22 protein-coding genes and 1 pseudogene are annotated in these 26,602 nt (G+C 69.4%); 15 read left to right on the top strand and 8 right to left on the bottom strand.

Annotated elements, in window-relative coordinates; translation table 11 throughout:
* Nucleotides 1-110 precede the first annotated feature (110 nt).
* From ACYUED_RS27440 to ACYUED_RS27455, 4 genes and pseudogenes are all read left to right on the top strand, one after another.
* Entirely contained in the window at nucleotides 111-1,016 is a 906-nt protein-coding gene (locus tag ACYUED_RS27440) for an MBL fold metallo-hydrolase (protein ID WP_491286030.1), read from the top strand.
* Between the two features lie 47 nt (nucleotides 1,017-1,063).
* A pseudogene (locus ACYUED_RS27445) lies at nucleotides 1,064-1,294 on the top strand (serine/threonine protein kinase); the annotation flags it as partial.
* Between the two features lie 300 nt (nucleotides 1,295-1,594).
* On the top strand, nucleotides 1,595-3,208 hold the full coding sequence (locus tag ACYUED_RS27450) for a succinic semialdehyde dehydrogenase (RefSeq protein WP_491286032.1): 1,614 nt from the start codon (nucleotides 1,595-1,597) through the stop codon (nucleotides 3,206-3,208).
* A 28-nt stretch (nucleotides 3,209-3,236) separates the two neighbouring features.
* Nucleotides 3,237-5,021: a GMC oxidoreductase gene (locus ACYUED_RS27455; protein ID WP_491286034.1), complete on the top strand. Its 1,785-nt coding sequence runs from the start codon at nucleotides 3,237-3,239 to the stop codon at nucleotides 5,019-5,021.
* Nucleotides 5,022-5,150: 129 nt separating this feature from the next.
* Here the strand turns inward: ACYUED_RS27455 and ACYUED_RS27460 are convergent, their stop codons facing one another.
* The gene (locus ACYUED_RS27460) at nucleotides 5,151-6,197 is read right to left on the bottom strand and encodes an LAETG motif-containing sortase-dependent surface protein (RefSeq protein WP_491286036.1); all 1,047 of its coding nucleotides are present in this window, start codon (nucleotides 6,195-6,197) and stop codon (nucleotides 5,151-5,153) included.
* A gap of 678 nt (nucleotides 6,198-6,875) precedes the next feature.
* Nucleotides 6,876-7,136: a chorismate mutase gene (locus ACYUED_RS27465; RefSeq protein WP_491286038.1), complete on the bottom strand. Its 261-nt coding sequence runs from the start codon at nucleotides 7,134-7,136 to the stop codon at nucleotides 6,876-6,878.
* A 426-nt stretch (nucleotides 7,137-7,562) separates the two neighbouring features.
* Here ACYUED_RS27465 and guaA point away from each other — a divergent pair, with 426 nt between their 5' ends.
* The gene (gene guaA, locus ACYUED_RS27470; protein ID WP_491286040.1) at nucleotides 7,563-9,143 is read left to right on the top strand and encodes a glutamine-hydrolyzing GMP synthase; all 1,581 of its coding nucleotides are present in this window, start codon (nucleotides 7,563-7,565) and stop codon (nucleotides 9,141-9,143) included.
* Between the two features lie 3 nt (nucleotides 9,144-9,146).
* On the opposite strand, the gene ACYUED_RS27475 is transcribed toward guaA, so the two are convergent.
* Together ACYUED_RS27475 and ACYUED_RS27480 are read right to left on the bottom strand one after the other, a co-directional pair.
* The gene (locus ACYUED_RS27475; protein WP_491286043.1) at nucleotides 9,147-9,632 is read right to left on the bottom strand and encodes a pyridoxamine 5'-phosphate oxidase family protein; all 486 of its coding nucleotides are present in this window, start codon (nucleotides 9,630-9,632) and stop codon (nucleotides 9,147-9,149) included.
* Between the two features lie 54 nt (nucleotides 9,633-9,686).
* A complete protein-coding gene (locus tag ACYUED_RS27480) occupies nucleotides 9,687-10,331 on the bottom strand; it encodes a hypothetical protein (protein WP_491286045.1) in 645 nt (214 codons plus the stop codon).
* A gap of 191 nt (nucleotides 10,332-10,522) precedes the next feature.
* On the opposite strand from ACYUED_RS27480, the gene ACYUED_RS27485 reads away from it, so the two are divergent.
* The gene (locus ACYUED_RS27485; protein ID WP_491286047.1) at nucleotides 10,523-11,332 is read left to right on the top strand and encodes a class II aldolase/adducin family protein; all 810 of its coding nucleotides are present in this window, start codon (nucleotides 10,523-10,525) and stop codon (nucleotides 11,330-11,332) included.
* Nucleotides 11,333-11,367: 35 nt separating this feature from the next.
* Here the strand turns inward: ACYUED_RS27485 and ACYUED_RS27490 are convergent, their stop codons facing one another.
* Nucleotides 11,368-12,261 carry a DUF4429 domain-containing protein gene (locus tag ACYUED_RS27490; protein WP_491286049.1) on the bottom strand — a complete coding sequence of 298 codons (894 nt, stop codon included), beginning with the start codon at nucleotides 12,259-12,261 and terminating at the stop codon, nucleotides 11,368-11,370.
* A 140-nt stretch (nucleotides 12,262-12,401) separates the two neighbouring features.
* Here ACYUED_RS27490 and ACYUED_RS27495 point away from each other — a divergent pair, with 140 nt between their 5' ends.
* Together ACYUED_RS27495 and ACYUED_RS27500 are read left to right on the top strand one after the other, a co-directional pair.
* Complete coding sequence (locus ACYUED_RS27495; protein WP_491286050.1) at nucleotides 12,402-13,685, top strand: hypothetical protein; 1,284 nt, start codon at nucleotides 12,402-12,404, stop codon at nucleotides 13,683-13,685.
* Nucleotides 13,686-13,826: 141 nt separating this feature from the next.
* A complete protein-coding gene (locus tag ACYUED_RS27500) occupies nucleotides 13,827-14,357 on the top strand; it encodes a DoxX family protein (RefSeq protein WP_491286052.1) in 531 nt (176 codons plus the stop codon).
* A gap of 69 nt (nucleotides 14,358-14,426) precedes the next feature.
* On the opposite strand, the gene ACYUED_RS27505 is transcribed toward ACYUED_RS27500, so the two are convergent.
* Nucleotides 14,427-14,672: a hypothetical protein gene (locus tag ACYUED_RS27505; RefSeq protein ID WP_491286055.1), complete on the bottom strand. Its 246-nt coding sequence runs from the start codon at nucleotides 14,670-14,672 to the stop codon at nucleotides 14,427-14,429.
* Nucleotides 14,659-16,425, bottom strand: a complete 1,767-nt coding sequence (locus tag ACYUED_RS27510) for a PspC domain-containing protein (protein WP_491286057.1) — start codon at nucleotides 16,423-16,425, stop codon at nucleotides 14,659-14,661. Before ACYUED_RS27510 ends, ACYUED_RS27505 begins: the two co-directional genes overlap by 14 nt.
* Before the next feature lie 179 nt (nucleotides 16,426-16,604).
* Between ACYUED_RS27510 and ACYUED_RS27515 the strand changes: the two genes are divergently transcribed.
* The 5 genes from ACYUED_RS27515 to ACYUED_RS27535 all read left to right on the top strand — a co-directional run bounded on the left by ACYUED_RS27515 (nucleotide 16,605) and on the right by ACYUED_RS27535 (nucleotide 24,263).
* On the top strand, nucleotides 16,605-17,894 hold the full coding sequence (locus tag ACYUED_RS27515; RefSeq protein WP_491294455.1) for an ATP-binding protein: 1,290 nt from the start codon (nucleotides 16,605-16,607) through the stop codon (nucleotides 17,892-17,894).
* On the top strand, nucleotides 17,894-18,619 hold the full coding sequence (locus tag ACYUED_RS27520) for a LuxR C-terminal-related transcriptional regulator (RefSeq protein WP_491286059.1): 726 nt from the start codon (nucleotides 17,894-17,896) through the stop codon (nucleotides 18,617-18,619). Before ACYUED_RS27515 ends, ACYUED_RS27520 begins: the two co-directional genes overlap by 1 nt.
* An 87-nt stretch (nucleotides 18,620-18,706) precedes the next feature.
* The gene (locus tag ACYUED_RS27525; protein ID WP_491286061.1) at nucleotides 18,707-19,960 is read left to right on the top strand and encodes an AAA family ATPase; all 1,254 of its coding nucleotides are present in this window, start codon (nucleotides 18,707-18,709) and stop codon (nucleotides 19,958-19,960) included.
* Nucleotides 19,960-20,679 (top strand): RloB family protein, encoded by a 720-nt coding sequence (locus ACYUED_RS27530; protein ID WP_491286062.1) that lies wholly within the window; start codon nucleotides 19,960-19,962, stop codon nucleotides 20,677-20,679. The genes ACYUED_RS27525 and ACYUED_RS27530 overlap by 1 nt, the downstream gene beginning before the upstream one ends.
* Nucleotides 20,680-20,879: 200 nt before the next feature.
* Nucleotides 20,880-24,263, top strand: coding sequence for an N-6 DNA methylase (locus ACYUED_RS27535; protein WP_491286064.1), 3,384 nt, complete (start codon nucleotides 20,880-20,882; stop codon nucleotides 24,261-24,263).
* Nucleotides 24,264-24,820: 557 nt separating this feature from the next.
* Here the strand turns inward: ACYUED_RS27535 and ACYUED_RS27540 are convergent.
* Nucleotides 24,821-25,267, bottom strand: coding sequence for an ATP-binding protein (locus ACYUED_RS27540; protein ID WP_491286066.1), 447 nt, complete (start codon nucleotides 25,265-25,267; stop codon nucleotides 24,821-24,823).
* A gap of 137 nt (nucleotides 25,268-25,404) precedes the next feature.
* Between ACYUED_RS27540 and ACYUED_RS27545 the strand changes: the two genes are divergently transcribed.
* Both ACYUED_RS27545 and ACYUED_RS27550 read left to right on the top strand, forming a co-directional pair.
* Nucleotides 25,405-26,217, top strand: a complete 813-nt coding sequence (locus ACYUED_RS27545; RefSeq protein WP_491294457.1) for a helix-turn-helix domain-containing protein — start codon at nucleotides 25,405-25,407, stop codon at nucleotides 26,215-26,217.
* The gene (locus ACYUED_RS27550) at nucleotides 26,214-26,459 is read left to right on the top strand and encodes a DUF397 domain-containing protein (RefSeq protein ID WP_491286068.1); all 246 of its coding nucleotides are present in this window, start codon (nucleotides 26,214-26,216) and stop codon (nucleotides 26,457-26,459) included. Before ACYUED_RS27545 ends, ACYUED_RS27550 begins: the two co-directional genes overlap by 4 nt.
* The last annotated feature ends 143 nt before the right edge of the window (nucleotides 26,460-26,602 follow it).

Genomic DNA, 26,602 nt, shown 5'->3' on the forward strand with positions numbered 1-26,602 from the left:
GCAGCCTACTCCGGCCCGAAGCGAGAGCGCATCGCGTGTGAGACGTATGCGTATCCGGAAGAGTGGATCAGGCATTGGAATGCTCATTCGGAGTTCGTACCGTCGTGGGTATGGCTGATGAAACCACGCAGAGCTTCGTGATCGGTGACGTCCAGGTCCTCCGGATCGTCGAGTGGCAGAAGCCCTACGCCCCCGCCCGCGGCCTCGTACCGGGCGTCGCACCCGAGGTGTGGGAGGACAACCGGGAGGCGCTGGCGCCGGACCACTGGGAGCCGGGCGGCGACCGCGCCGTCGTCGCCCTGCAGACCTGGGTGCTGCGCAGCGGCGGGCGGACCGTGCTGGTGGACACCGGCGTGGGGCACGGGCGGGAGCGGCCGGGAAATCCGCTCTTCCACCGGCAGCAGGGGCTCGGCCTCCCGGAGCGCCTGGCACGGGCCGGAGTACGGCCCGAGGACGTCGACGTCGTCGTCAACACCCACATCCACGGCGACCACGTCGGCTGGAACACCCATGACGTGGACGGCAGTTGGGTGCCGACCTTCCCCGGCGCCAGGTACCTTCTCCCGGTCGCCGACGACCACCACTTCGGCCCCGACGGGGGGTACGGCGGTGGCGTACGGCCCGACGACCGCCTGACCTACGAGGACAGCGCCGCGCCCGTCCACAGGTCCGGACAGGCGGTGCTCTGGGACGGCGAACACCGCATCGACGAGCACCTGACCCTGGAGTCCACCCCCGGGCACACCCCGGGCTCGTCCGTGCTGCGCGTCGCCTCCGGCGGCGAACAGGTCGTCTTCGTGGGCGACTTGATGCACAGCCCGGTCCAGATCCTGCACCCCGAGTGCAGCAGCTGCTTCTGCCTGGACCCCGAGCATGCGGCTGCGGAGCGCCGGCGCGTCCTGGAACGGGCCGCGGACCAGGGTGAGTTGGTGATCCCGGCGCACTTCGGCGGGTCGGGGGTGGTGGAGGTGCGGCGGCAGGGGGCCTCGTTCGCCTTCGGCAACTGGACGCCGTAGCGGGGTCCGCGTCGACAGGTCCCCGTTGCGCAAGGTGCTCATGAGGCATGAGTGCAGGCGGCGAACAGGGGCGCGGCGGCCGGCTGGTCGGCGGGCGCCACCGGCTCACCGAGCGCATCGGCTCGGGCGGCATGGGCACGGTCTGGCAGGCGTACGACGAACTCGTGGGGCGGGACGTAGCCGTCAAGCAGCCCCGGCTGCCGGGCGACCCCGAGGACGAGCACCGCCGTCGGGCGGCCGGCCGCCCCCACCGCGAGGCCCGCGCCGCCGCCCACGTCGGCTGGAGGGCTCCCCGACCCGGGTGATGGAGCTGATGATCCGCACCGACGCCGGTCGCATGCACGAACCGCGCGTCGACATGCCCAAGGGCACAGCGGCCGAGAAGAAGGGCACGGCCCTGTTCAAGGGCGCACGTGACCGCCTTGTGATCGCGAAAAGCCGAAACCCGCCCCGCCGCACCGCCCAACGCCCTGATCAGCGCATTCGTTGCCAGTACCCACTGGCGGCGTGTGTGCACTGCGTGAAGCCGCGTTACCGACGGGTACCCAAAGCCTCCGCACCGGCATACCCTGCGCCTCATGACGGACGCGCAAGCCCCGGCCAAGACCGGCACGAATCCCCTCGCCCCCGCTCCGAAGGGCGCCCGTACCGCCGCCGACGTGGTGACGCCCGAGCTGATCGCACAGCTCACCAAGGGCGTGGTCGGCACCGGCCGCACCGCCAACCACACGCCGTTCACCGGCGAGAAGCTGGCCGACCTGCCGGAGTCCACGCCCGAGGACGTGGCCAAGGCCTTCGACGCCGCCCGTGCCGCGCAGGCGGTGTGGGCGCAGACGCCGGTCCGACAGCGCGCGGCCGTACTGCTCCGCTTCCACGACCTGGTGCTCGCGCGCCAGGCCGAGGTCCTCGACCTGATCCAGCTGGAGACCGGCAAGGCCCGGCTGCACGCCCACGAGGAGGTCCAGGCCGTCGCCGTCGCGGCGCGCCACTACGGCCACCGGGCCGCCGCCTATCTGAAGCCCAAGCGGCACGCGGGCGCCATGCCCACCCTCACCCGCGTCACCGAACTGCGCCACCCGCGCGGCGTGGTGGGCCAGATCGCCCCCTGGAACTACCCCCTGGAACTGTCGGTGGGCGACGCGCTCCCGGCGTTCGTGGCGGGCAACGCGGTGGTGATGAAGCCGGACACGGAGACCTGCCTCACCGCTCTGTGGGCACGCGACCTGCTCATCGAGGCAGGGCTCCCCGCCGCCGTCTTCCAGGTCGTCCTCGGCGAGGGACCCGTCGTCGGCCCGGAGCTCGTCAAGCGCGCCGACTACGTCTCCTTCACCGGCTCCACCCGCACCGGCCGCGAGGTCGCCCAGGGCGCCGCCGCCCGTCTGGTCGGGGTCTCCCTCGAACTCGGCGGCAAGAACGCGATGCTGGTCCTGGACGACGCCGACATAGAGAAGGCCGCCGCGGGCGCGGTGCGTGCCTGCTTCTCCTCCGCGGGCCAACTGTGCATCTCCATCGAGCGGTTGTACGTCCACGAGTCGATCGCGGACACCTTCCTGGACCGCTTCGCCACCCGCACGAAGGCGATGCGGCTCGGCACCTCCCTCGCCTACGGCGCCGACATGGGCTCGCTGGTGGGGCAGCGCCAGCTGGAGACGGTGACCCGGCACGTGGAGGAGGCCGTGGCCAAGGGCGCGAAGGTCGTCGCGGGCGGCGTCGCCCGCCCGGACATCGGCCCGTACTTCTTCGAGCCGACGATCCTCGACGACGTCACCGAGCCGATGTCGGTCTGCACCGAGGAGACCTTCGGCCCCGTCGTCTCCCTCTACCGTTTCAAGAGCGACGACGAGGCGATCGAGCACGCCAACTCCACGCCGTACGGCCTGAACTCCTCGGTCTGGACGAAGAACGGCAGCCGCGGCCGCGAGGTCGCCTCCCGCCTCCGTACGGGAACCGTGAACGTCAACGAGGGCTACGCGCCCGCCTACGGCAGCGTCCAGTCCCCCATGGGCGGCATGAAGGACTCCGGCCTCGGCCGCCGCCACGGCTCGGAGGGCATCCTCAAGTACACGGAGGCCCAGACGGTCGCCCAGCAGCGCCTGCTGCCGATGGCCCCCTCGCTGGGGATGGACGACGAGAAGTACGCGCAGTTCATGAGCCGCAGCCTCCGGCTGATGAAGGCCCTGCGCTTCAAGTAGGACCATCCGTTCTCAACGAGGAGAGCACGTGTCACAGGACACCTACGACTACGACGTCATCGTCGTCGGCTCGGGTTTCGGCGGCTCCGTCACCGCCCTTCGCCTCACCGAGAAGGGCTACCGCGTAGGTGTCCTGGAAGCCGGCCGCCGCTTCACCCGCGACACCCTCCCCAAGAACTCCTGGGACCTCAGGAACTACCTCTGGGCCCCCAAGCTCAACATGTACGGCATCCAGCGCATCCACCTGCTGGGCAACGTCATGGTCCTGGCCGGCGCCGGCGTCGGCGGCGGTTCCCTCAACTACGCCAACACCCTCTACGTGCCGCCGAAGCCGTTCTTCGACGACCCGCAGTGGCGTGACATCACGGACTGGCAAGAGGAGTTGAAGCCGTACTACGACCAGGCGCAGCGCATGCTCGGCGTACGGCTCAACCCGACGATGACCCCGTCCGACGTGCACCTGAAGGCGGCCGCCGAGCGGATGGGCGTCGGCGACACCTTCCACATGGCGCCGGTCGGCGTCTTCTTCGGAGACGGCAAGGACGCGGAGGGCACGGCGAAGGCCGCCCCCGGCGAGCAGGTGAACGACCCCTACTTCGGCGGCGCGGGCCCGGCCCGCAACGCGTGCACCGAGTGCGGCGAGTGCATGACGGGCTGCCGCCACGGCGCGAAGAACACCCTCAACGAGAACTACCTGTACCTCGCCGAGAAGGCGGGCGCGGCGGTGCACCCCATGACGACGGTCGTATCGGTGACGGACGACTCCCAGGGCGGCTACGCCATCGCCACCCTCCCCACGGACGGGAAGAAGAACTCCGCGGGCCGCACCTTCAAGGCCCGCCGCGTGGTGCTGGCCGCCGGCACCTACGGCACCCAGACCCTGCTGCACCGGATGAAGACGGGCGGCCAACTCCCGTACATTTCAGGCAAGCTGGGTGAACTCACCCGCACCAACTCCGAGGCGGTTGTCGGCGCGCAGACGGACAACCGCCGGTACCGCAGGGCGACGGGCGCGGCGAAGGTCGACTTCACCCAGGGCGTCGCGATCACCTCGTCCATCCACCCGGACGAGAACACCCACATCGAGCCGGTCCGCTACGGCAAGGGCTCCAACTCGATGGGCGGCCTCTCCATCCTCCAAGTGCCGTACGCGGAGGGCTCGTCGCGGGTGCTGGCCTGGCTGCGGAACGCGGCCCGCCACCCCCTCCTCGTCCTGCGCTCCCTCTCCAACCACCACTGGTCGGAGCGGACCATCATCGGTCTGGTGATGCAGTCGCTGGACAACTCCCTGACGACGTACCTGAAACCGGACGGCGTGGGCAAGGGCCTGCTGACCGCCCGCCAGGGCCACGGCGCCCCCAACCCCAAGCAGATCAGGGCCGCTTCGGAGTCCGCCGCCGCGATCGCCGCCGACATCAACGGCTTCGCCGGCTCGAACGTCGGCGAACTCATGGGCACCCCTCTCACCGCCCACTTCCTCGGCGGCTGCCCGATCGGCGCCTCGCGCGAGACCGGCGTGATCGACCCGTACCACCGCCTCTACGGCCACCCCGGCATCTCGGTCGTCGACGGCGCCGCGGTCTCCGCCAACCTGGGGGTGAACCCGTCCCTCACCATCACCGCCCAGGCCGAGCGCGCGATGTCGTACTGGCCCAACAAGGGCGAGGAGGACCCGCGTCCGCAGCAGGGGGCGGCGTACGAGCGCCTGAAGCCGGTGGAGCCGAACACCCCGGCCGTCCCGGCGGACGCCTTCGGCGCGCTGAAGCTGCCTTTCCTGGGAATGCCGGCCATGCCGAAGAACCAGAAGAAGTAGCCGAAGACGTTCAGGAAGTAGCCGAAGACGTAGAAGACGCAGCAGAAACAGAACAAGCGACGCAGAGAAGCAGAAGGACCCGCACCCCCCTCCGAGTGCGGGTCCTTCCGGTTCTTTCAGCAGGTCTGGTTACGCGTGCGTACCGGACTTGCGCCGACGCACCACGAACACCGCGCCGGCGCCCAGGGCGACCGCGAGACCGCCGGTGAGGCCGATCATCGGCAGCGCGGAGCTGGAGCCGGTCTCGGCGAGGCTGCCGGTGGCGGCCACGTCGTTCACGTCCGAGAGGTCCTTCACGCCGCCGGTCTGCGGCTTGGCGTCGTTCGGGTTTCCGGCGTCGGACCCGGCGGCCAGGATGTCGAAGAAGTAGACCCAGCCGTTCGGGTCGTCGGCGACCCAGCAGCCCTTGTCGTCCGCGTACTCGGCGAGACCACCGGTCAGCCCGAGGGAGTCCGGCACCTTGCCGCTGACACTGAGGCGCAGCTGGTAGGAGACGGACTGGCCCGCGCCGAGCGAGAACGCGGTGAATGTTCCGCCCTCGCCCGCGGCGTCCGCGATCGTCCGCCAGGACTTGGAGGACTTGTCGAAGACCTGGACCCTGATCTCGCCGGAGTAGTCCTTCGCGTCCTCCCAGCCGATGGCGGCGACACCGATCAGCGGCTTGATGTCCTTGATCGTCTCGTCGCCGTGGTTGGTGACGTTGAAGGAGAACCCGGTCCAGCCGCTGCCGGCGACGATCGTGTCGGGCAGGCCGGACAGGCCGCTCTTCAGGTCGGAGCTGAGCTCGGCGGTGCTGTCGCCGTTCTCGTCGACGCAGAGCTCGGCGCCACCCGGGGTGCTCTCACCGGGGCTCGGCGAGGCAGACGCGCCGGCGCTGCTCTCGTCCCCGCCCGGGGTGCTCTCGTCCGCCGCGGGAGTGCTCTCGCCGGCGGCCGGGGTGCTCTCCTCCGCGGCGGGAGTGCTCTCGCCGGTCGCGGGAGTGCTCTCGTCCGCGGCGGGGGTGCTGTCCTCGGCGGCCGGGGTGCTCTGGTCCGCGGCGGGAGTGGTGTCGGCGGCGGGGCTGCTCGTCGACGTGCTGGGAGTCTCGTCCGCGAACGCCGCCGGAGCCGAGAGCAGGGCGAGGGGCGCTATGACAGCCGTCGCGGCCGCAGTGGCCATGACACGACGAAGCTTCATGAAAACCTCAAGGGAGTCCAGTGGAAGGGCTCCGCGTGTGGGGCGCGGGTGTGGCCCTGGTTTCGCATGTTGGATCCGTGAGGCGTGTGGATGGTTGTGCAGACATTGACAAAATTCTTATGTGGCCTGCACCACTGTCCGGGCATGCGAAGGGCCCCGCGGGCTTGGGCCGCGGGGCCCTTCTCCGTCAGCACCGACGTCAGGGCAGCGCCGGTGCCTGGGAGCGGCGCCGGGGGGTTGCGCCGCTTGTCTCGTGTGCCCTGGGTCGCCTCCCCGGCGCAGTTGGGGCGCACGGGTGGTCTCGACCTCTGGCGGTGCGGAAGTGCAAGCAATGCGGTTGGCTGCGGCGGGACTTGGGGCTTTCTACGCATCGTGCTGGATGGACGGGGCGTACGCAACCGTTTGACCCAGGGTTGTGCATTTTTGCATTTTCCGCCGGTCGGCCCCGGGCGTCCCCGGAGCCGACCGTTTACTTGGGTGACCGGGCTGCTGTCCCCTGCCGTCCGGCCACAACCCTGGAACGAGGTCCCACGACGTGCGGCACGACCCGTACGTCTCATCGCTCCAGCAAGCCACGCGTGGTTCTTTCGGGCCCGCCCCTGGCTGGCACGGACACCAGCACCAACGAAGCGGTTCGCGGGACGGTCACGCGCCGTACGGGTGAGAGGGGACTCGAACTCAGATTTGCCCCCGGGACAGTTCGAGCAGCGTCATCGCCAGCGCCGTTCCCGGCTTGCCCAGCGCGTCCCTGAAGCGGCCGAGGATCTCGTTCTCGCGGGACAGGTTCACGCGCCGGCCGCCGGACGCGATCCGTGTCTCCTGGACCACGGCGGACACGGCGACCCGTTCCTGGATCAGGCCGATGATCCGGTCGTCGAGGGCGTCGATGCGCTCCCGGGCGTCGGCGATGGTCTGCTCGGGTGTGGTGGTGGTGGTCATGTCGGGGCTCCTTGTCGGATGGCTCGGCGGGAGCCCCGGACCGACGGGACCCGGAAACGACAGACGCCCCGGGCCTTGTCGGCCCGGGGCGCCTGGGAAGTCGCTTGTCAGTAGCTCAAGCAGCACGACCATGGCAACCGGCGGGCCGGATGCCATAGGTAAAGCGGAAGGTCGGGTGCGTGAGCATGCGGTCAGTATGCACGGGGCTGGGGTCCCCTTCCAAGCGGCGTTGGTCACATCCAGCCGCATCCAGCCGCATCCAGTCACGTCCAGTCGCATCCAGCCTGTCCGGCGTTTGAGGACGAGGCCGTTCAGGCCGAAGCGGGGGCCTGGGAGCGGCAGCCCCCAGCTCACGCGAGGTGACCGTCCCGCACCCCGTTAGAATCGGTGACCACAGACCCCCGCCCGACCGCCGGAAGGCACCCCGTGTCATCAGCGACCCCCGCTGCCGCCGCTCCCGACACCGTCCTGGTCGTCGACTTCGGCGCGCAGTACGCCCAACTCATCGCCCGCCGCGTCCGCGAGGCCCGGGTCTACAGCGAGATCGTGCCGAGCACCATGCCGGTCGCGGACATGCTCGCCAAGAACCCGGCTGCGATCATCCTCTCCGGCGGTCCCTCGTCGGTCTACGCGGAGGGCGCTCCGCGCCTCGACCGCGAGATCTTCGAGGCCGGCGTCCCCGTCTTCGGCATGTGCTACGGCTTCCAGCTGATGGCCACGACCCTCGGCGGCACGGTCGACAACACCGGCGCCCGCGAGTACGGCCGTACGCCTCTGCATGTCTCCAAGTCGGGCTCCACGCTCTTCGAGGGCACCCCGGACGAGCAGTCGGTGTGGATGTCGCACGGCGACGCCTGCTCCGCCGCCCCCGAGGGCTTCACCGTCTCGGCGTCCACGGACGTCGTCCCGGTCGCCGCCTTCGAGAACGACGAGAAGAAGCTGTACGGCGTCCAGTACCACCCCGAGGTCATGCACTCGACGCACGGCCAGCAGGTGCTGGAGCACTTCCTGTACCGGGGGGCCGGGCTCACGCCTTCCTGGACCACCGGGAACGTCATCGAGGAGCAGGTCGCGGCCATCCGCGAGCAGGTCGGCGACCGGCGTGCCATCTGCGGTCTGTCCGGCGGCGTCGACTCCGCCGTTGCCGCCGCCCTCGTACAGAAGGCCATCGGCTCCCAGCTGACCTGCGTGTACGTCGACCACGGCCTGATGCGCAAGGGCGAGACCGAGCAGGTCGAGAAGGACTTCGTGGCCGCGACCGGCGTACAGCTGAAGGTCGTGGACGCGGAGGAGCGCTTCCTCACCGCGCTGAAGGGCGTCTCCGACCCCGAGGAGAAGCGCAAGATCATCGGACGCGAGTTCATCCGGGTCTTTGAGCAGGCGCAGGCCGAGATCATCGCGGACGCCGGTCCGGCGGTGGAGTTCCTGGTCCAGGGCACGCTCTACCCGGACGTGGTCGAGTCCGGCGGCGGCACCGGCACCGCCAACATCAAGTCCCACCACAACGTCGGCGGGCTTCCGGAAGACCTCGAGTTCCAGCTCATCGAGCCGCTGCGCAAGCTCTTCAAGGACGAGGTCCGGATGGTCGGCCAGGAGCTCGGGCTCCCGGACGAGATCGTCCAGCGCCAGCCGTTCCCCGGCCCGGGCCTCGGCATCCGCATCGTCGGCGAGGTGACGAAGGAGCGTCTCGACCTCCTGCGCGAAGCCGACGCCATCGCCCGCGAGGAACTGACCGCGGCCGGCCTCGACCGCGACATCTGGCAGTGCCCCGTGGTCCTGCTCGCGGACGTCCGCAGCGTCGGCGTCCAGGGCGACGGCCGCACCTACGGCCACCCGATCGTCCTGCGCCCGGCGTCGAGCGAGGACGCCATGACGGCCGACTGGTCGCGTCTGCCCTACGACGTGCTGGCGAAGATCTCGACACGGATCACCAACGAGGTCGCGGACGTCAACCGAGTCGTCCTCGACGTGACCTCGAAGCCGCCGGGCACCATCGAATGGGAGTAGGCCCTAGGTGCGCCTGACGGTGCGCAGGGGCCTGCCGGGCTTCCAGACCTCGACGACCAGGTACTTGTCGTCCTCGACGTAGGTCCGTACGACCTCGGTCAGCTCGGTGCGGAAGAGGTGGAACGGCTCCGGCGGTTCCACCTCTTTCGCGTACGCCTTCTTCGCCTCGCCGTCCTCGACGCCGATCGCCCGCCCGCCGACCCGTACGTCACCGCCGCCCATCCCGGTGCCCGGCCCCGGGTTCGCCTGGAGCGCGAAGCGCGGGTCGCGGTTCAGGTCCAGGGCCTTGAGCGAGCCCGGCATCATGCCGAGCCACAGTTCGCCGTCGAGGAAACGGACCTCCAGGCCGGAGGTGCGGGGGGAGCCGTCCGTGCGGAGCGTGGCGAGAACGTGATGGGTGAAGGCGCCGAAGCGGTCCTCCGCGATCCGCGCCAGTGCGGGCTCCGCCTCGGTGAAAGCCGCCCAGTTGGCGGCCGTGTTCGCTGTCATACGGCGAGTGTGGCGCCGATACCCGACATCCGCTGTCGGGTATCGGCGCAGATGTCACGCCTGCGGTGAGGACGCCCCGTACGGCAACGGCCGCACGTACCGCTCGCGGCCCGCGTCGTCCCGCACCTGGGTGCACCCGGCCGCGGTCAGTTGCTTGGCCAGCTTCGCGCGCCGGACCGTGTTGACGCGCAGGGCGCCGAGCACCAGCGCCGGCAGCAGCACGGCGAGCGGCAGCAGGACGGCGTAGACGCCGGTGAGCAGTGCCAGCAGGAGGCACACGGCGCCGGAGCCCCAGCCGATGGTCAGCAACTGCCGGCGGTTGCCCGCCTCGACCAGGGCGTCGTACCGGACGAGCGCGGTCAGCAGGTCGACGTCCGCCTGGGCCTCGGGTACCGGCGTGAGCGAGTTCAGGTACATGCCGGGCACCGGCCCGCCCGCGCCCACCTGCCCGAACGTGGCGACGTTCGCCGCCGCGCGCTGCTGGGCCCATGGTTCGGCGTCCCGGACGAGACGGACGTGCAGGATCTTGTGCCGGCCGACGAGCCGGAGGCCGGCGTAACGGAAGCCGAAGCACTCGGCGACGTACACGAGCGCCCCGAAGGTCTTCAGCTCGGCGAAGGGATGGACCAGCTCGACGACGTGCTGCTGGGTCGCGAGCTGCCGCATGAGGGCGTGGAGATGGCGTTCGGCCTGGCTCAAGGAGGACTCCGGAGGGTGCTGCGCCGGCTGTGCTGGCTGGCTGAAAACTGGTGCTGAACCTGTGGTTCCGCACTCCAGACCCACAGGCACCCGGAACGGTTGCGCGCGTCATCTTTACAGAACATCTCTGTTCTCCTGAGCTGACTGAGGGTAACTTCCGCCCCGTAAGGCAAGCCAGTGCTGGAGGACACATGCACGGGACCCCCGGGGCCGCGCCCACTCCGCCCCCCGCCCTCCCGAACGACCGGCTGCGGTTCGCGATGCCGCCCATGCACGATTCGGTCGACGACGAGCGGCGTCACCGCAAGGAGCGGCTCGCGGGCGCCCTGCGGATCTTCGGACGGCTCGGCTTCGAGGACGGCGTGTCGGGGCATATAACGGCGCGCGACCCCGAGTACAGCGACTGTTTCTGGGTCAACCCGTTCGGGATGTCCTTCAGGCACGTCACCGTGAGCGACCTGGTGCTCGCCAACTCCGACGGGCAGGTGATCGACGGCCGCTATCACGTCAACCAGGCCGCGTTCACGGTCCACTCCCAGGTCCACGCGGCCCGCCCCGACGTGGTGGCAGTGGCCCACTGCCACTCCGTGCACGGCCGGGCCCTGTCCGCTCTCGGCGATCTACTCGACCCGATCACCCAGGAGAGCTGCGCCTTCTACGAGGACCACGCCCTGTACGACGCCTACACCGGAGTCGCCGTCGACGCCGAGGAGGGCTCCCGCATCGCCACCGCACTCGGCTCCCGCAAGGCGCTCGTGCTGCGCAACCACGGGCTGCTCACGGTCGGCGACTCGGTGGACGCGGCCGCCTGGTGGTTCGTGTCCATGGAACGGTCCGCCCAGGTGCAGCTGACCGCCAAGGCTGCCGGCCGCCCGCTCCTCATCGACCACCGACTGGCCGCGGCGACCCGCGAACAGCTCGGCGGCGACCTGGTGGCATGGATCAACTACCAGCCGCTGTGGCAGGACATCAGCCGCAGCGAACCCGATCTGCTGAGCTAGCGCTGGCCGAAGGCCAGGGGTGCGGCCGGTGCGGCTCAGAAGCCGCGCAGGACGGCCGCCTTGGTCCTCGCGAACTCCTCGTCCGTGAGCACCCCGTCCCGGTGCAGCTCGCCCAACTCCCGCAGGCGCCGCAGGAGTACGTCGTGGTGGTCGGCCGGGGCCGGGACGGCGGGCGCCGGCTTGCGCCGGGCCTCCAGCTCGTCGTACCCGCCCCCGTTGCGGGTGGACGGGTGCGGCAGTCGGGCGGTGATCGCGGTGGCCACGAGCGCGGTGAGCAGGTCGCGGCGGGCGCTGCCCCACAGGTCCAGGGCGTAGGGGTCCTTCTCCGGCGGCAGCTTGGAGAACACCGTCTCGCGGGTCACGAACCGCAGAAAGCCGTCCTCGTAGCCCGAGTTGGGCAGCCACTCCACCTGGACGAGATCGCCGACCGTGATGATCCGTGGCCCGGTCGCGCGCTTGACCCGCTCGGAGGTGTCGGCCCAGTCGATGCGCACCTGGCTGCCGTCGAAGGAGACAGTGCCGTCGGAGGAACGGACCGAGACCGGAACGGGCGGCCCCGGCAGCATGTACGCCTTCGTCGGCTCCTTGGGCACCTGGTCCAGCATGAGGGCCCGGCGGATCTCCTCGGCGACGTACTCGGCGACCCCGGCACGGTCCACGTCCACCTGCAGCCGGTACGGATCGGCCTCGTCCGGCAGCCGTCCGCCGGTCGCCTGGAGCAGCGGGTCGGCCCCCTCGCGCAGCCGCATCCGCAGCCGTCCGCGCCTGCGTTCGGGTTCGAAGACCACGCCCGCGACGGCTTCGAGGGGCACCGCCACCTCCCCGTACGTCTGCCGGAACAGTGGCACGGAGCGGTGCAGACCCGGCGTGATCCTGACCGTGGTGCCGTCGAAGGCCCAGGTTCCGTCCCGCTGGATGATCTCGGCCATAGGGAAATTCTCGCAGCAGGGTCAACACGGCGGGCCCGCCTCACCCCGCGCTGACCAGACCTGCCGGACGCGGGTGGGGTGGCGTAGGGCACAATTCGCTGTCATCACACGGGGGCTTGCGGGGAAGGCGGGCGGCGGGCGTGGCGGTGCAGGAGGCGAGAGGCGGCGCGGACGTGCCGGGAAGCTCCCATGGAGGCGGCTGCACCTGCGGGGACTGCCCGCACGGGGCGCGCGAGGGGCACCGGCGCGCGGTCGCCGAATTCCTGCTGATGCGCGACGGGTTCGCGGCCGGAGAGGGCGTGCCCGCCGCGGTGGCGCACTCGGCCTCGGCCTCCCGCCAGTGGGTCTCGGAGGAACTCAGCCAGTCCGCCGGACTCGTCGCCGACCGCGGCCGCGCCGAGGGCGAGGCCTGGCTGGCCCGCCTGTGGCGGTGGACGGTGTGTGCGGTGTGGTCGCTGGTGGTCGTGTTGCTGCTGGTGCAGGCGTTGACCGCGATCGGTGCGGGCTGGACGACGGCGCGTACGGCGGGTCTGCTGGCGGCCCTGATCACGGGTGGTGCGCTGACCGCGGCGTCCTGGTTCCACCGCGCGCGGGGCGGCGTACTGGCTCCCGTCATCGGCGAGGACAACCGTCTGTCCACCTCCCGCGCGGTGGCGGCGGCCTGGGTGCTGTTCATCGTCTACGCCGTGCTGGTCCTGGCCGTCCGCCTCGCCGCCGCGTCCGACCACGCGGAGCGCGACGCGCTGATCTCCGGCCTCGAACTCGCCCGCGGCGCCGGTGTCGTGACCGTCCTCGCCGTGGTGTGCGGCATCGCGGTGCTGGTGCGGCGCGTGGTCGGGCTGCGGATCCTCGGCCAGCGGCTGCAGAAGGTACGGGCGTACCGGCCCCGGGCGGCCGACCTGCTCACCGACGACGCGGGCCGCGGCACCTTCGCCGACATCCAGTACGTCGTGATCAGCACCGTCGCCCTGCTGTTCGCCGCGGTGCGGCTCGCCCGGCGCCCGGACCAGCTGCCGGACCTTCCGTGGGGTCTCGCGGTGGTGGTGCTGGTGTCGGCGGCGACCTATGTGGCCGGCAAGTACGCGGAGGGCGGCCGCCCCGTGATCCTCTCCGTGGTGCGCGCCCGCGAGGCCGGCGACCTCGACGCCCCCATCCGCACGGGCGACGACATCGAGATCCGCGGCGCGGGCTTCGTCCCCCCGGGCACGCACGGCGCCGACCGGCTGACGCGGATGGTGGTCCGCATCGGCACGGTCAACGTCCATGTGCCACTCGTCCCCGTGACCGGCGGCTTCAGCAACCCGACGGACGCGGTACTGACCGTCCCCGTACCGGCGGACGTGGAACCGGGGAGGGTCGAGGTGCAAGTAGTGACGGCAGCGGGGGTAGAGACCAACAGATACGCGATCGACGTGACGGACTGAGGCGACGGGTTGGGGCGACGGACTGAGGAGCAGTTCCTCCGCACCGGCGCCGAAATCGGTACGACCGGATTGAGTGCACCGTCCCTTACGTACGTATCGTCTTGTGAGGGGTCCCGGCACAGCGGGCGAGAGGCGACAGCGATGACTCATGGCATGCGCACGGACACGCACACCCCCTATCTCGACGGCGACCGGAGCTGGCGCGAAGCCGCCACCCGATACGCCCTCCTTCCTCTTCGGGTCTTCCTCGGCGTCACCTTCATCTACGCCAGCCTCGACAAACTCACCAACAGCGCGTTCATGAAGGACTCCGGCAGTGGCTCGATCGGCGACATGATGCGCGGCGTCCGCAACTCCTCCGCCATCCCCGCCCTGGTCGACATGGCTCTGAAGAACCCCGTGGGCTTCGGTTACGCCATCGCCCTCGGCGAGTTGGCCGTCGGCATCGGCACCCTGATCGGTCTGCTCGCCCGCCTTGCCGCGCTCGGCGGCGCACTGATCTCCCTCAGCCTGTGGCTGACCGTGAGTTGGTCCTCCGACCCGTACTACTACGGCAACGACCTCGCCTATCTGATGGCCTGGATCCCCCTCGTCCTCGCCGGCGCCTCCGTGTTCTCCCTGGACGCCGCACTCCGCGCGCGGCGAAGGCAGCGGGCGGGAGGTTACCGGTAGCTCCTGGTCGGCGGGGGCTACCGGTGGCGGAGCCCCGGGGCGACCCGGAGCCCTCCGCCACCGCCCCTTTCAGGGCGATGCGTCCAGCGGCGTCTGCGCCGTGTCCGTGGGCCGTGCTACGGCTCGTCGCCGGCGTACGGCCCGGCTCACCACCCCGACTGCCCCGGCGAGGCACAGTCCGCCCGTGACGACGGGTATCACCGCGAACCACGGCGTCTCCCACAGCCCGCCCGCGTCACCGGCGAAGACCACGCCCGCCAGGGCGAGGAAGAAACCGGCGACCAGCTTCCCGGGCTGGAACTCATGACGCAGCACGTGCCACCTCCGCCTGTCCGACGCCGACATGGAGATCGAGGTCGAGCGTGCCGGTGTTCTCGCCGCCCGCGATCGGGGGCAGGGTCACCTCTTTGTGCTTGCCCGGCTCCACGTCCACGTCCTTCTGCTTGTCGCCCGGCAGTTGGATGTCGCCCACCCCCACGTCGATACTCAGCCGCACGGTGACGTCCTTCGGCACGATCACCTTCAGCCGGCCCGCTCCGACCGAGGCGTCCGTGCTCACCGTCCGCCCCCTGCCCACGCTCAGCTTGCTGACGTCCAGGGTGCCGACGCCGGTGCCGAGTTCGTACTTCGGCCGTACGTCCGCGACCGCGGCGGGCTGCCAGGTCAGGCGTTCCCAGTGGGTGTCGATGTCCTTGGGCAGTGCGGCCGACGCGCCGAGCAGGGCCGCCGTGACGATGGCGAGGAAGACCGACCCCGCTCCCGTACGCCCCAGGAACGCGCTGAGCGCGATGCCCAGACCGAAGACGGTCAGCGCGCAGGCGAGCCCGGTCTGCAGGCTGGTGCCCAGCGCGTGGTCTTCCCACGTGAGGCCCGTGCCGAGGGCTCCGGCGCCCACCGCCAGCAGGAAGACCCAGCCGCCGATCCAGCGGGGGCCGCGTGGTTTCGGTGCCGGGGCGCGCGGGGTCCGTATGGACGCCGCGGGGTCGGTCCAGGAGCGGCCCAGGCTGATGTTGACCGCCGCCGCGATGTCCCGGTCGCGTGAGCCCTGGGGGCCCCACAGATAGCCGGTGCCGCCCACGTGTGTGCCGTCCTTGACGATGGGGTCGCGCCACCAGGAGGGGTAGGCGGCAGGGACCGGCGGTGCCTGCGCCTCCGGCGGAGCGTCGGCGGCGGCCTGGGCGGCCAGCGGGTCGGGGTCGGGAGCGCCGCGCTGCCGCGACCAGTAACCGGCGCCCGCCAGGAGCAGGGAGAGGACGACGGCGAAGGCCAGCACGCTGCCGTTCCTCAGCATGGTCAGGAACACCCCGCAGCCGACCAGCGCGAACAGCACCGCGGTCAGCGCCTGGCCGTCGACCCGGCCGGTCAGCAGCTTGCGGACCTCGTTCTCCTCCTCGTCCTCGTACGGGACGAGGAGCCACGCGAAGCCGTAGAAGATCAGGCCGATGCCGCCGGTCATGGAGAGCACGACGAGGGTGATCCGGAAGATCACCGGGTCCATGTCGCACTGCCGCCCGAGCCCGGAACACACCCCGGCCAGCGCCTTGTACCGGCGGTCGCGCCGGAGCCTGCGGGGGGCCTCGCCGGCCTTCGCGTCCGAGCTTCCCTGGTCCTGCGCGCCCGCCCGCCCGCCCGCCCGCGAACCCCCGCCCGCGCCGGCGGGGTCACCGGATGCGGAGTCGGCAGGGCTACCGGGGCCCGGGCCCGCTGCGGCACTCGGGTCCGGCCGGACTCCGGGGTTCGGACCGGCGCCGGGGTTCGGCTGGGCCCTGGGCCCTGCGGCGGCGGGTCCTGCTCCGCTGCCGGCTGCCGCCTCGGCCGAGGGTGCGGCGGTGCCGGGGTCCGGCCGGGTACCGGGGTTCTGCCGAGCATCGGGGTTCGGCCCGGCGCCGGGTCCTTCTCCGCTGCCGGGGCCCGGATCGGCACCGGCCCCGGCCTCGCCGCCGGGTCCCGCCCCGGCCGCGGGGGCGGCGTCCGCGGCGCGCTCGGCGTCCTGCGGCCCGGCGCCCGGAGCGGGGCGCGGGCCGGAGCCGGGTCCCGGACCCGTCGCGGCGCGCTCGTGATCTGTCATGTGTCCATGGTGACGGCCGGGCAGCCCGGGCGGGAGTCGGTTCGACCCTGGCCGGACCCTGATATCGCCCCTGAGCCGGCGCCCGGGAGGCGTTCGACGCGGCCCGGCTTCGAAGATCAGGGGAGTCTCGGGGGCCGACCCTGATGCCCGTGTCCGCCGACCGTGTGAGTATCGATGCCATGCCGGAAGCCGCCGCAGCGCCACTCGTCGAACCGCGGCCGCCGCGCAAGCTCTACCGCAGCAGCGACGGACGCTGGCTCGGTGGCGTGGCGCGGGGGCTCGCCGGGCATCTCGGGCTGCCCGTCATCTGGGTGCGGCTCGTCTTCGTGGGCCTGTTCATGGCGGACGGCCTCGGCGCGCTGCTGTACGCCGCGTTCTGGTTCTTCGTGCCGCTCGGCGTCGGCGGCGTCGGCGGACAGAAACCCCCGTCGCTGGTCGGCACCGAGACCTCGCCCGACGGCCGCCGCAGACTGGTCGCCCGCAGGCCGGACCGGGGCCAGATCGTCGCGCTGCTCCTCATGGTCGTGGTGGCCATGGTCTTCGTGGGCAACGTGAATCTGAGCGGTGGCGCCAAGGTCTACCTCTGGCCCGTCGTCCTCGTCGGCGCGGGCGTCGCCCTCGTCTGGCGGCAGGCGGACAACGCCCGCCGGGCCCGCTGGGTCGAGGTCGGCAGCCGCCGGCGCACGCTCACCCTGCTGCGTGCCGCGGCCGGTGTCCTCCTCGTCACGGCGGGCGTCTCCGGCGTCTTCGTACTGCAGGGCTCCGCCGCCCATCTCGGTTCCGTCCTGCAGGCGGCCCTCGCGGTCCTCGTCGGGATAACGCTCCTCGCGGGTCCGTATCTCGTCCGTATGACCCAGGACCTCTCCGAGGAGCGGCTGATGCGCATCCGCGCACAGGAGCGCGCCGAGGTAGCCGCCCATGTCCACGACTCCGTGCTGCACACCCTGACCCTGATCCAGCGCAACGCGGAGAACGCGAACGAGGTGCGCCGCCTCGCCCGCGCCCAGGAGCGCGACCTGCGCACCTGGCTCTACAAGCCCGAGGGCACCGGCAAGGACGAGGCCGACGAACCCACCACCCTCGCCGACGCGGTGCGGCGCAACGCCGCGGAGGTGGAGGACAAGCACGGCGTCCCCATAGAGGTCGTCGTAGTCGGCGACTGCCCGCTCGACGACGGCGTCGGCGCACAGATGCAGGCCGCGCGCGAGGCCATGGTGAACGCCGCCAAGTACGGTGGCGAGGGCGGCGCCGTACAGGTCTACGCCGAAGTCGAGGGAAGGACGGTCTTCGTGTCGGTCCGGGACCGCGGCCCCGGTTTCGACCTGGACTCGATACCCGCCGACCGTATGGGCGTCAGAGAATCGATCATCGGCCGCATGGAGCGCAACGGCGGCACGGCGCGGCTGCGCGCGGTGCCGGACGGCGGCACGGAGGTCGAGCTGGAGATGGAGAGGGCGGAGAAGACGTGATGAGCGACCCGACCGAGGCGAGCGCGGAGCCTACTGAGCCGACGGCTGCGGGCGGCGCGGACGAGCGCCATGTGCGTGTGGTCCTCGTCGACGACCACCGCATGTTCCGTACGGGCGTCCAGGCCGAGATCGGCCGGACCGACGAGACCGGCGTGGAGGTCGTCGGCGAGGCCGCCGACGTCGACCAGGCCGTCACGGTCATCGCCGCGACCCGCCCCGAGGTGGTCCTTCTCGACGTCCATCTCCCGGGCGGAGGCGGGGTCGAAGTGCTGCGCCGCTGCGCCGCGTTGATGGCGGACGCCGAGCAGCCGGTGCGCTTCCTCGCGCTGTCCGTGTCGGACGCGGCGGAGGACGTGATCGGCGTGATCCGCGGCGGTGCGCGCGGCTACGTCACCAAGACGATCACCGGCACGGACCTCGTCAACTCCGTCTTCCGCGTCCAGGAGGGCGACGCCGTCTTCTCCCCGCGCCTGGCCGGGTTCGTTCTCGACGCCTTCGCCTCCACGGACGCCCCGCCGGTCGACGAGGACCTGGACCGTCTCACCCAGCGGGAGCGGGAGGTGCTGCGGCTCATCGCGCGCGGATACGCGTACAAGGAGATCGCCAAGCAGCTCTTCATCTCCGTGAAGACGGTCGAGTCCCATGTCTCGGCGGTCCTGCGGAAGTTGCAGCTGTCGAACCGGCACGAGCTGACGCGGTGGGCTACGGCGCGACGGCTGGTGTGACTTGCCCGGGACTCCGACCGGTGTGACCGTCCGGTAGGCGTGTGCGCGATCACGCGGATACCCTGTGCGCGACGGGAGGAGGACGGCATGCTTTTGAGATTCCGAGTGGCGAATGTGCGGTCGCTGCGCGACGAGCAGGAGCTGTCCTTCGTCGTGCCCCAGGGCGAGGAGTCGGACGCTGCCCGCACGCTGACCTTGTCGGATGGCAAGTCACTACAGGTCTATCCGCTTCTGGGGATCTTCGGCGCGAACGCCTCGGGCAAGTCCAATGTGATCATCGCGCTGAAGAAGATGAAAGAAGCGGTCCTCGGGTCCTACGCTCAGTGGACGTCGTACCAGGGGATTCCTCGTGAGGAGTTCGCGCTCGACCCGAAGTCGGCCGCGGAGAGCACCTTCTACGAGGCGGACTTCGTACTCGATGACGGTGTGCGCTGGACCTATGGGTTCGAGCTCGGGGCGAGCGTGGTGGAGTCCGAGTGGCTGCACGCCTATCCCAAGGGGCGGCGCCAGGTCTGGCTGGACCGCGACGCTACGCGTGACAACGTCTTCGAGTTCCCCGGCGACCGTATTCACGACCGCGCGCTGCTCGCTCGGACCACGCGCCCGAACGCCCTCCTTCTGAGTCGGGCGGCGAACGACAACCACCCTCAACTCACCAGAATCTACGACTGGTTCAACCAGAACCTGTGGGATGTCACGCCGGAGACCGAGCGCACGCAGCGCGAGGCCTACACCGCCCGGCAACTGCTGAACGAGGGCGCCCGCGACCGTATCGAGGAACTCCTTCGTGTCGCCGATCTCGGTATCCGGGGCGCGGAGGTGGAACAGCGCCCTGGGCAGTCGCCACTCGTGCGACTGCTGCACGGTGGCGACTCCGATGAACCCGTGGCACTGGACTGGCAGCGCGAATCGTTCGGCACACGTTCGTGGTTCGCATTGATCGGACCGCTACTGCTGGCGCTGGACAAGGGCGCCGTCCTGCTGATCGACGAGCTTGACTCCAGCCTGCACCCACGTTTCGCCGCAGAGGTCGTACGCCTTTTCCAGGCACCTTGGGTCAACACCAAGGGCGCCCAGCTGGTCTTCACCTCACACGCTCCGTCGTTGCTCAAGTCACCGAGAGGCGGGCGCCCTTTGGAGCCCGGACAGATCTGGCTCACGGAGAAGGACGCGGGCGGTGCCACGGAGCTGTACCCGCTGAGCGACGCGGAGCCGGGTCCCGACGAGGACCTCATGGACTCCTACCTCGCGGGCGCGTTCGGCGCCGTTCCCAAGGTGACTCAAGGACAGATCGGTCGCAGAGTGCTGACGGCACTGGCAGGGGAGGCAGAGCGTTCCTGATGGCGAGGGACAAGGGGCGGGACAACATCACAGGCCGGCACAGAAGAGTGCTGCCTCAGGATCGTCCGCGTGAGGTGTACGTGTTCACCGAGGGTGAGGTCACCGAGCCGGAATTCATCGAGTTCGTCACCGCCCAGGGCACCCGCGCACAACAGGGTCGCGAGGTCATCTGCAGTGTGGAGAACCTGAACGCGCCGACGAAGCGCCGCAAGCCGCTGCCGCTCGTGGACGAGGCCATCGGGAAGTGGACCGAGGTCGAGAAGGCCGCGAAGAAGGCGAAGCTGGATCCCGAGAGCTGGAACTGGCCTCAGGTGTGGTGCCTCTTCGACCGGGACCAGCACGAGGACATCCCGACCGCGTTCTCGCGAGCCCGGAAGGCGAAGTTGCACATCGCCTACTCCCACCCCTGTTTCGAGCTGTGGCGTCTGCTCCACTACCAGAACTACACGAGCACCCTCGGCGGCGTCTGCGACAGTGCGGCGGGCAAGCTGAAGAACCAGCACGGCTTCGCCCAGACCTACGGCCCCACCATCCGGTCCGTCTCCTCGGAGCAGGCCAAGCGCGTCATGCCGGGTCAGCTGCAGGGGAAGTACAAGAAGGCCCGGCAGCACGCCAAGCAGATCAGCGCGGGGCACACGGGCCCCGATCAGAACCACTGGGACCCGTACACCAACGTATGGAGTTTCGTGGAGGACGGCCTGGACGTGATCGACTACTGACCTGCTGGTGACGCAGGCCGGAGCTGCCGCAGGGAGTGGTGAGGGAAGAAGCGACGCGTGGGATCGGTGACGGCCCCGGCTCGTCACCCCGGCAGCGCACGGTGACTGGCTGGATACGGTGCTGTCGCATGCCCGGCAAGCCGTAGGCTTCCCGGTGCATCCGCAACCGGACATCCAGTCATCTCAGGGGAGTGCCGTACGTGGCCAAGCTCACGCTCGCGCAGTTGGAACGCCATCTCTTCGCGGCGGCGGACATCCTGCGCGGCACGATGGACGCCGCCGAGTACCGCGACTTCATCTTCGTCCTGCTCTTCCTCAAGCGCGTCAACGACGAGTTCGAGGCCGCGCGCGAGGCGATCATCGCGGAGCGGCTGAAGGCCGGCGAGAGCCGTGAGGACGCCGAGGACGACGCCGAGCAGTTCGAGTTCTACCGCCCCCGCGGTGTCATCTTCGTCCCGGAGAAGGCCCGCTGGGAGCTGCTGGCCGGTGCCCAGGACAACGTGGCCATGGAGTACCTCCAGCCCGCTCTGGACGCCCTGGAGAACCAAGAGGGCAACAGCGAACTCCGCGGACTGTTCGGGCACGTCAACTTCAACCGTATCGGCGGCGGCAGCAGCGGCCAGGGCTCTGCGGCAGGGCTCGCCGACAGGCGTCTTGAGGCTCTGATCGAGCACTTCGGAAGCATCCGGCTGCGCGGGGAGGACTTCGAGTTCCCCGACATGATCGGCGCCGCGTACGAGTACCTGATCAAGGACTTCGCGGACTCGGCCGGCAGCAAGGGCGGCGAGTTCTACACCCCGCGTTCCGTCGTCCGCATGATGGTCGAGCTGGCCCGGCCGCACGGCGGCATGCGGATCTACGACCCGTGCGTCGGCTCCGGCGGCATGCTCATCCACGCCATGGAGTACATCGACGAGCACGGCGAGGACTCCGACGACCTGCTGCTCGCCGGGCAGGACGCGAACAGCGGCTCCTGGGTCATGGCCACCATGAACATGCTCTTCCACAGCGCCAAGCACTTCTCCCTGCGGACCGGCGACACTCTCACCACCCCCCTTCACCCGGAGCGGGACTTCGACCTGGTCCTCAGCAACCCGCCGTTCTCCATGGACTACAAGCAGTCCGAGGTGCCGGACCTGCTGACGCGGATGCCGTACGGCCAGACGTCCGAGCGCGGCAAGGCCGACCTGATGTTCCTCCAACACATGCTGGACATGGTGAAGAAGCGGGCCGGGGCCGTGTTCACCGTCATGCCGCACGGTGTCCTGTTCCGCGGCGGCGAGGAACGCAAGATCCGCGCGGAACTGCTCAAGCACGACCTGATCGAGGCGGTCATCGGCCTCGCCCCGAACCTCTTCTACGGCACCGGTATCCCGGCCTGCGTGATCGTGCTGCGCGCACCGGGCCGGGGGGAGCAGCAGGACCGGCGGGGCAAGGTCCTTTTCATCAACGCGGACCGGGAGTTCCACGCGGAGCGTGCGCAGAACGTCCTCCTGCCCGAGCACGTCGAGAAGATCGTCTCCACGTTCCACGCCTTCAAGGACGCGGAGGGCTTCGCGCGGGTGGTCGACCGCGCCGAACTGGAGGAGAACGACTACAACTTCAACATCCGGCGCTACGTCGACAACACCCCGCCGCCCGAGCCGCAGGACGTACGGGCCCACTTGGTGGGCGGTGTCCCGGTCGCGGAAATCGAGGCGAAGAAGCCGCTGCTGGACGCGTACGGCATCGGCGTCCGGGATCTCTTCGCGGTCCGCGAGGACGACCCCGAGTACGTCGACTTCCTGCCCGAGGGCGAGCGCCCGGACGCGGCCCGTCTGGCCGAGCTGGCGAGCGGACGAGAGCAGAAGCTGTGGGCGGCCTTCGAGGAGTGGTGGGGCTCGGAGACGGAGCAGATCGCGGCGCTGGAACCGGTTGAGGACGACGACCGCACAGAGCACGAGCGTAAGGCTCAACTCGCCCGCCTGCGCGCCGACTTGATCGACTCCTTCCGGGAACGTCTGCTGCGGGTCGGACTGCTGGACCGGTACGCACTCGCCGGCGCGGTCGCCGGGTGGTGGCACGACGCCAAGAACGAGCTGAAGGCACTGTCGGTGAACGGCTTCGCCGGTGTCGTCGACGGGTGGGTCGAAACGGTTGAGACGATGCTCGCACCGGAGCCCGACCCGCGCACGGGCGGCGCCCGTGATCGTACGGCGGCGGAACGACGGCAGGCGTACGGCCACAAGGTGATCGCGGCTATCGCCCCCGACTTTCTTGAGGAACTGGCCTCCGCGGACCGCACGCACGCGGATCTCGACGCGAAGGTGAAGGCGGGCCTGGAGGCGGAGGCCGCGCTGGCGGCGGCGCGGGCTGCGGCGGAGGCTGGTGAGGACGGGGAGCCCTCGGAGGACGGCGAGGAGTCCGATGGGTCTGGGGCCGGGGAGATCGACCCCGCGCTGGCGGAGGCGGTCCTCAGCGATGCGGAGATGCGCGACCTGAAGAAGCGGCGCACCGCGGCGAAGAAGGTCATCGAGGAGTTGGAGGACGACTTCTGGCCGGTGCCGGGGGTCCGGCGGAAGAAGCGGGAGCAGTCGGAGAAGGCGGCCAAGAAGAAGGCCGCGGCGGTGGCGCCTGCGGCGCAGGCTGGGCAGGGGACTTTGCTGATGCTTCCGGGTGAGGAGGGCGAGGGGGGCGATGGGGCGGTGGCCGAGTCTGGGTCGGTCGCGCCGGAGCCGAGGCTGAAGAGGGTGCGCGGGGTGGTGGCCGAGTCCGGGGGCGAGCGGGACGTGGTCCTGGGGATTCTGCGGGACGACCTGGCGGGGAAGCTGGGCGGTCATGTGGTGCGGCGTCAGCGGGAGTTGGGGGAGGCGTACGGGGTTTGGGAGGGAAAGTATGGGGTCTCGCTGGTTGATATCGAGACTAGGCACGAGTCGATCCGACGGCGTCTGGCCGAGATTTTCAGCGGTGATACTGACGTCTTGGGGTCAATTGAAGTCCAATCCGGCCAAATGGCTCCGCTTGGGGATATTGCCGAGGTGTGCGGCGGCGTTACTCTTGGCCGGACGATCTCTGAAGTGGAATCGATTGAACTTCCATATCTGCGAGTTGCTAATGTGCAAGACGGTTTTATTGATACTGAGAGCGTAAAGAGTATTCGAGTTTTTCACAGAGAGGTTGATCGGTACCTTTTGCGGAAGGGTGATCTGCTCCTTACGGAAGGGGGTGATTTTGACAAACTTGGACGCGGTGCCGTTTGGGACGCGCGAATTGATCCATGTGTCTATCAGAACCATGTGTTCCGTGTGCGATGTGACAGTAGGCGGATGGTTCCGGAATTCCTTGCTATCTATATGGCATCCCCCGCTGGACGGAAATACATCTTGGGGATTGCCAAGCAAACTACTAATTTGGCCACGATCGCTATTTCGGAACTGAAGTCAATGCCTGTTCCTTGTCCGTCGATCGCGGAGCAGAGACTTGTTGTCGACCTAGTTGAAGGCCTGGAATCCCGCGCGCTGATCATTCAGGAGGAGTTGGCAAAGTCTGCGCTCGTAAAGCAAGGGTCGGTGCTGGCATTGCTGGCTCAGGTCGGCCCTAAGTGATACGGCTGGGGCGTCCTCATTGAACGGCCCCAGTCGCATGGTGATTTAGTGCGGTGGCGTCACGAGCCGGTGGTGACTTTCAGGTGAATCTGCCCGGGTGGACAGGCTTGATCGTGAACGACTAGAGGCTGTGAGTCGGGCATGAAGGCGACGGTTAGGGCAACCGTTACTGCTGCTCCCACGGCGGCGCTGATTATTGCACTAGCTGTGTCATGTTCGTTGCAGTATTTCTTAAATCCGGACTTGCGGGAGTCGGTCGACTGGAGCGCTTCGCCCATGCTTGCCTCGCTCGTTTCTGTTGACGATCGGCGACCTCATACAACTTTCTCGGCTGGAATTGAGGCTGCTTATAGAAGCTTATGGGGGCGAGGGTGCGGGGTGGTAGCCGGATACCAGTCACACTGGGAAAGCCGTGTACAGGCGGATGCCTTGGGGCGGCCGGGCGTGATCGTATCCATTACGGGTGCTTTTGTCTGCATATCGAGGCTTGCGCTAATCGGAGCCGCCGGAAGTCGCCTTGGCTCAAAAACGTCCCTGCGTGACACGGTTCAGGCCCACTACTGAGGTGCCAGGCGGAGTTCGAACCACACCGTCTTGCCGATGCCTCGCTCCCGAGGGGCCGCGCCCCAGTCGTCCGCCAGTGTGGCCACCAGCTCCAGGCCCCGGCCCGACTCGTCGTCCGGCGACGCGTTCCGGGGCACTGGAAGCGTCTCGTTCGCGTCTGTCACCCAGATCCGGACGCGGTCGTCGTCCACGGCGCAGCGGGCCCAGATCTCACGGCCGGGGGAGACCTTCGCGTGGTGGTACGCGTTTGTCATCAGCTCGCTGAGCAGGAGCACCGCGGTCTCCGTTACCTCGGCAGGGAGCTTCCATGAAGTGGCTTGCTCTCGTAGGAGAGTTCGGGCTCTGCTCACGCTGCGGGCGTGGCGGGGCAGGCGCCACTCGATGTCCTGGGGGATCGCGGTGGGGGTGGGCTGGGGAGCGGGGCCTCCGGGGTTCGGCATGCGCGCTTCGTTCCTTGTGTGTGATTCTCCGTCATTTACCGAGATCAGGCTGGTGGCTGGCGCGTAGCCTCACGAGTAGCGACTTGGGTACACAGCGTGCTTGTACACGGGGTGTCGGCGAGAGGCAGGTGGGCGCGGTGGCCTCGGGTGGGTCTCAGCAGGCGCAACAGAGCTGGCGGTACTGCGGCGGCCAGATCAAGTTGTGGCGGGAGGGGGCCGGCGTCAGCCGCCAGGAGCTGGCCAACGAGGTCAACTACGACTACGAGTACGTCAAGTCGATGGAGTGCGGCAGGCGCCGGCCGACGTTGAGGTTGTTGCAGGTTGCGGATCAGATGTGCGGGGCGGGCGGGAAGCTCGTTGCTGCGCAGGAGTTCCTCAAGCCGGAAAAGTTCCTGTCATACGCCGAGGACTATGTTCAGTACGAGTCTGAGGCGATCTCCCTGGGTGCCTACCAGCCCCTTCACATCCCAGGCCTGCTGCAAACCGAAGAGACCATCAGGGCACTGCTCAACGCATACCTGCCTCCGCTCGATGACGAGACGATTGAGGAGCGGATTGCCGGGCGACTGGGGCGGCAGGCACTGCTGGACAAGCGGACCAGGGCGTTCAGCTTTGTGATTGGGGAGGCCGCGCTGAGAAATCCGGTTGGGGGTGTGGAAGCACACAAACGGCAGCTGCTACGGCTGGTGGAGGCAGGCGAGACGCGTAACGTGACAGTCCAGGTGCTGCCGTTCGTGGGTGCTGGCCCTGGCGTGGACGGCCCGTTCGTGTTGCTGGAGACTGCTGAGCACGAGCTGCTGGTCTTTGAGGAAGGGCAGGAGACCGGACGGCTGTACGCAGACGTCGATAAGGTCAGCGCCATCGTTCAGCGGCATGCCATGATCCTCCGGCAGGCTCTCAGCCCCGACGAGTCGGCCCGGTTTATCGCGAAGTTGGCGGAGGAGCTGTGAGTACCGAGTTGGTGTGGTTCAAGTCCAGCTACAGCAGCAGTGGAGGCGGCGAATGCCTCGAAGTCGCCTACGCCTGGCGCAAGTCCAGCCACAGCGATGACCAGAGCGGCGAATGCGTAGAAGTCGCCGCCTGCCCCCACACCACCCACGTCCGAGACTCGAAGCTCGGCGCTCGGAGTCCTCAACTCGCCGTGGCCGCCAGCGCCTGGGCCGCCTTCGTCGCCCACGCCCGCAGCGTCTGACTCCCGACGCTTGAGCCCCGGGTTTCGGGCCCCGAGATTCGAGCTCTGTTTGTGAGGATTGGGAGGTTGGTTCAACCCAACCTCCCTCCCAACCTCTGCGCGTACCACCGCACATGACTTTTCGTGACCGGCTTGCCACGCGC

Source organism: Streptomyces sp. DF42 (assembly GCF_058267695.1).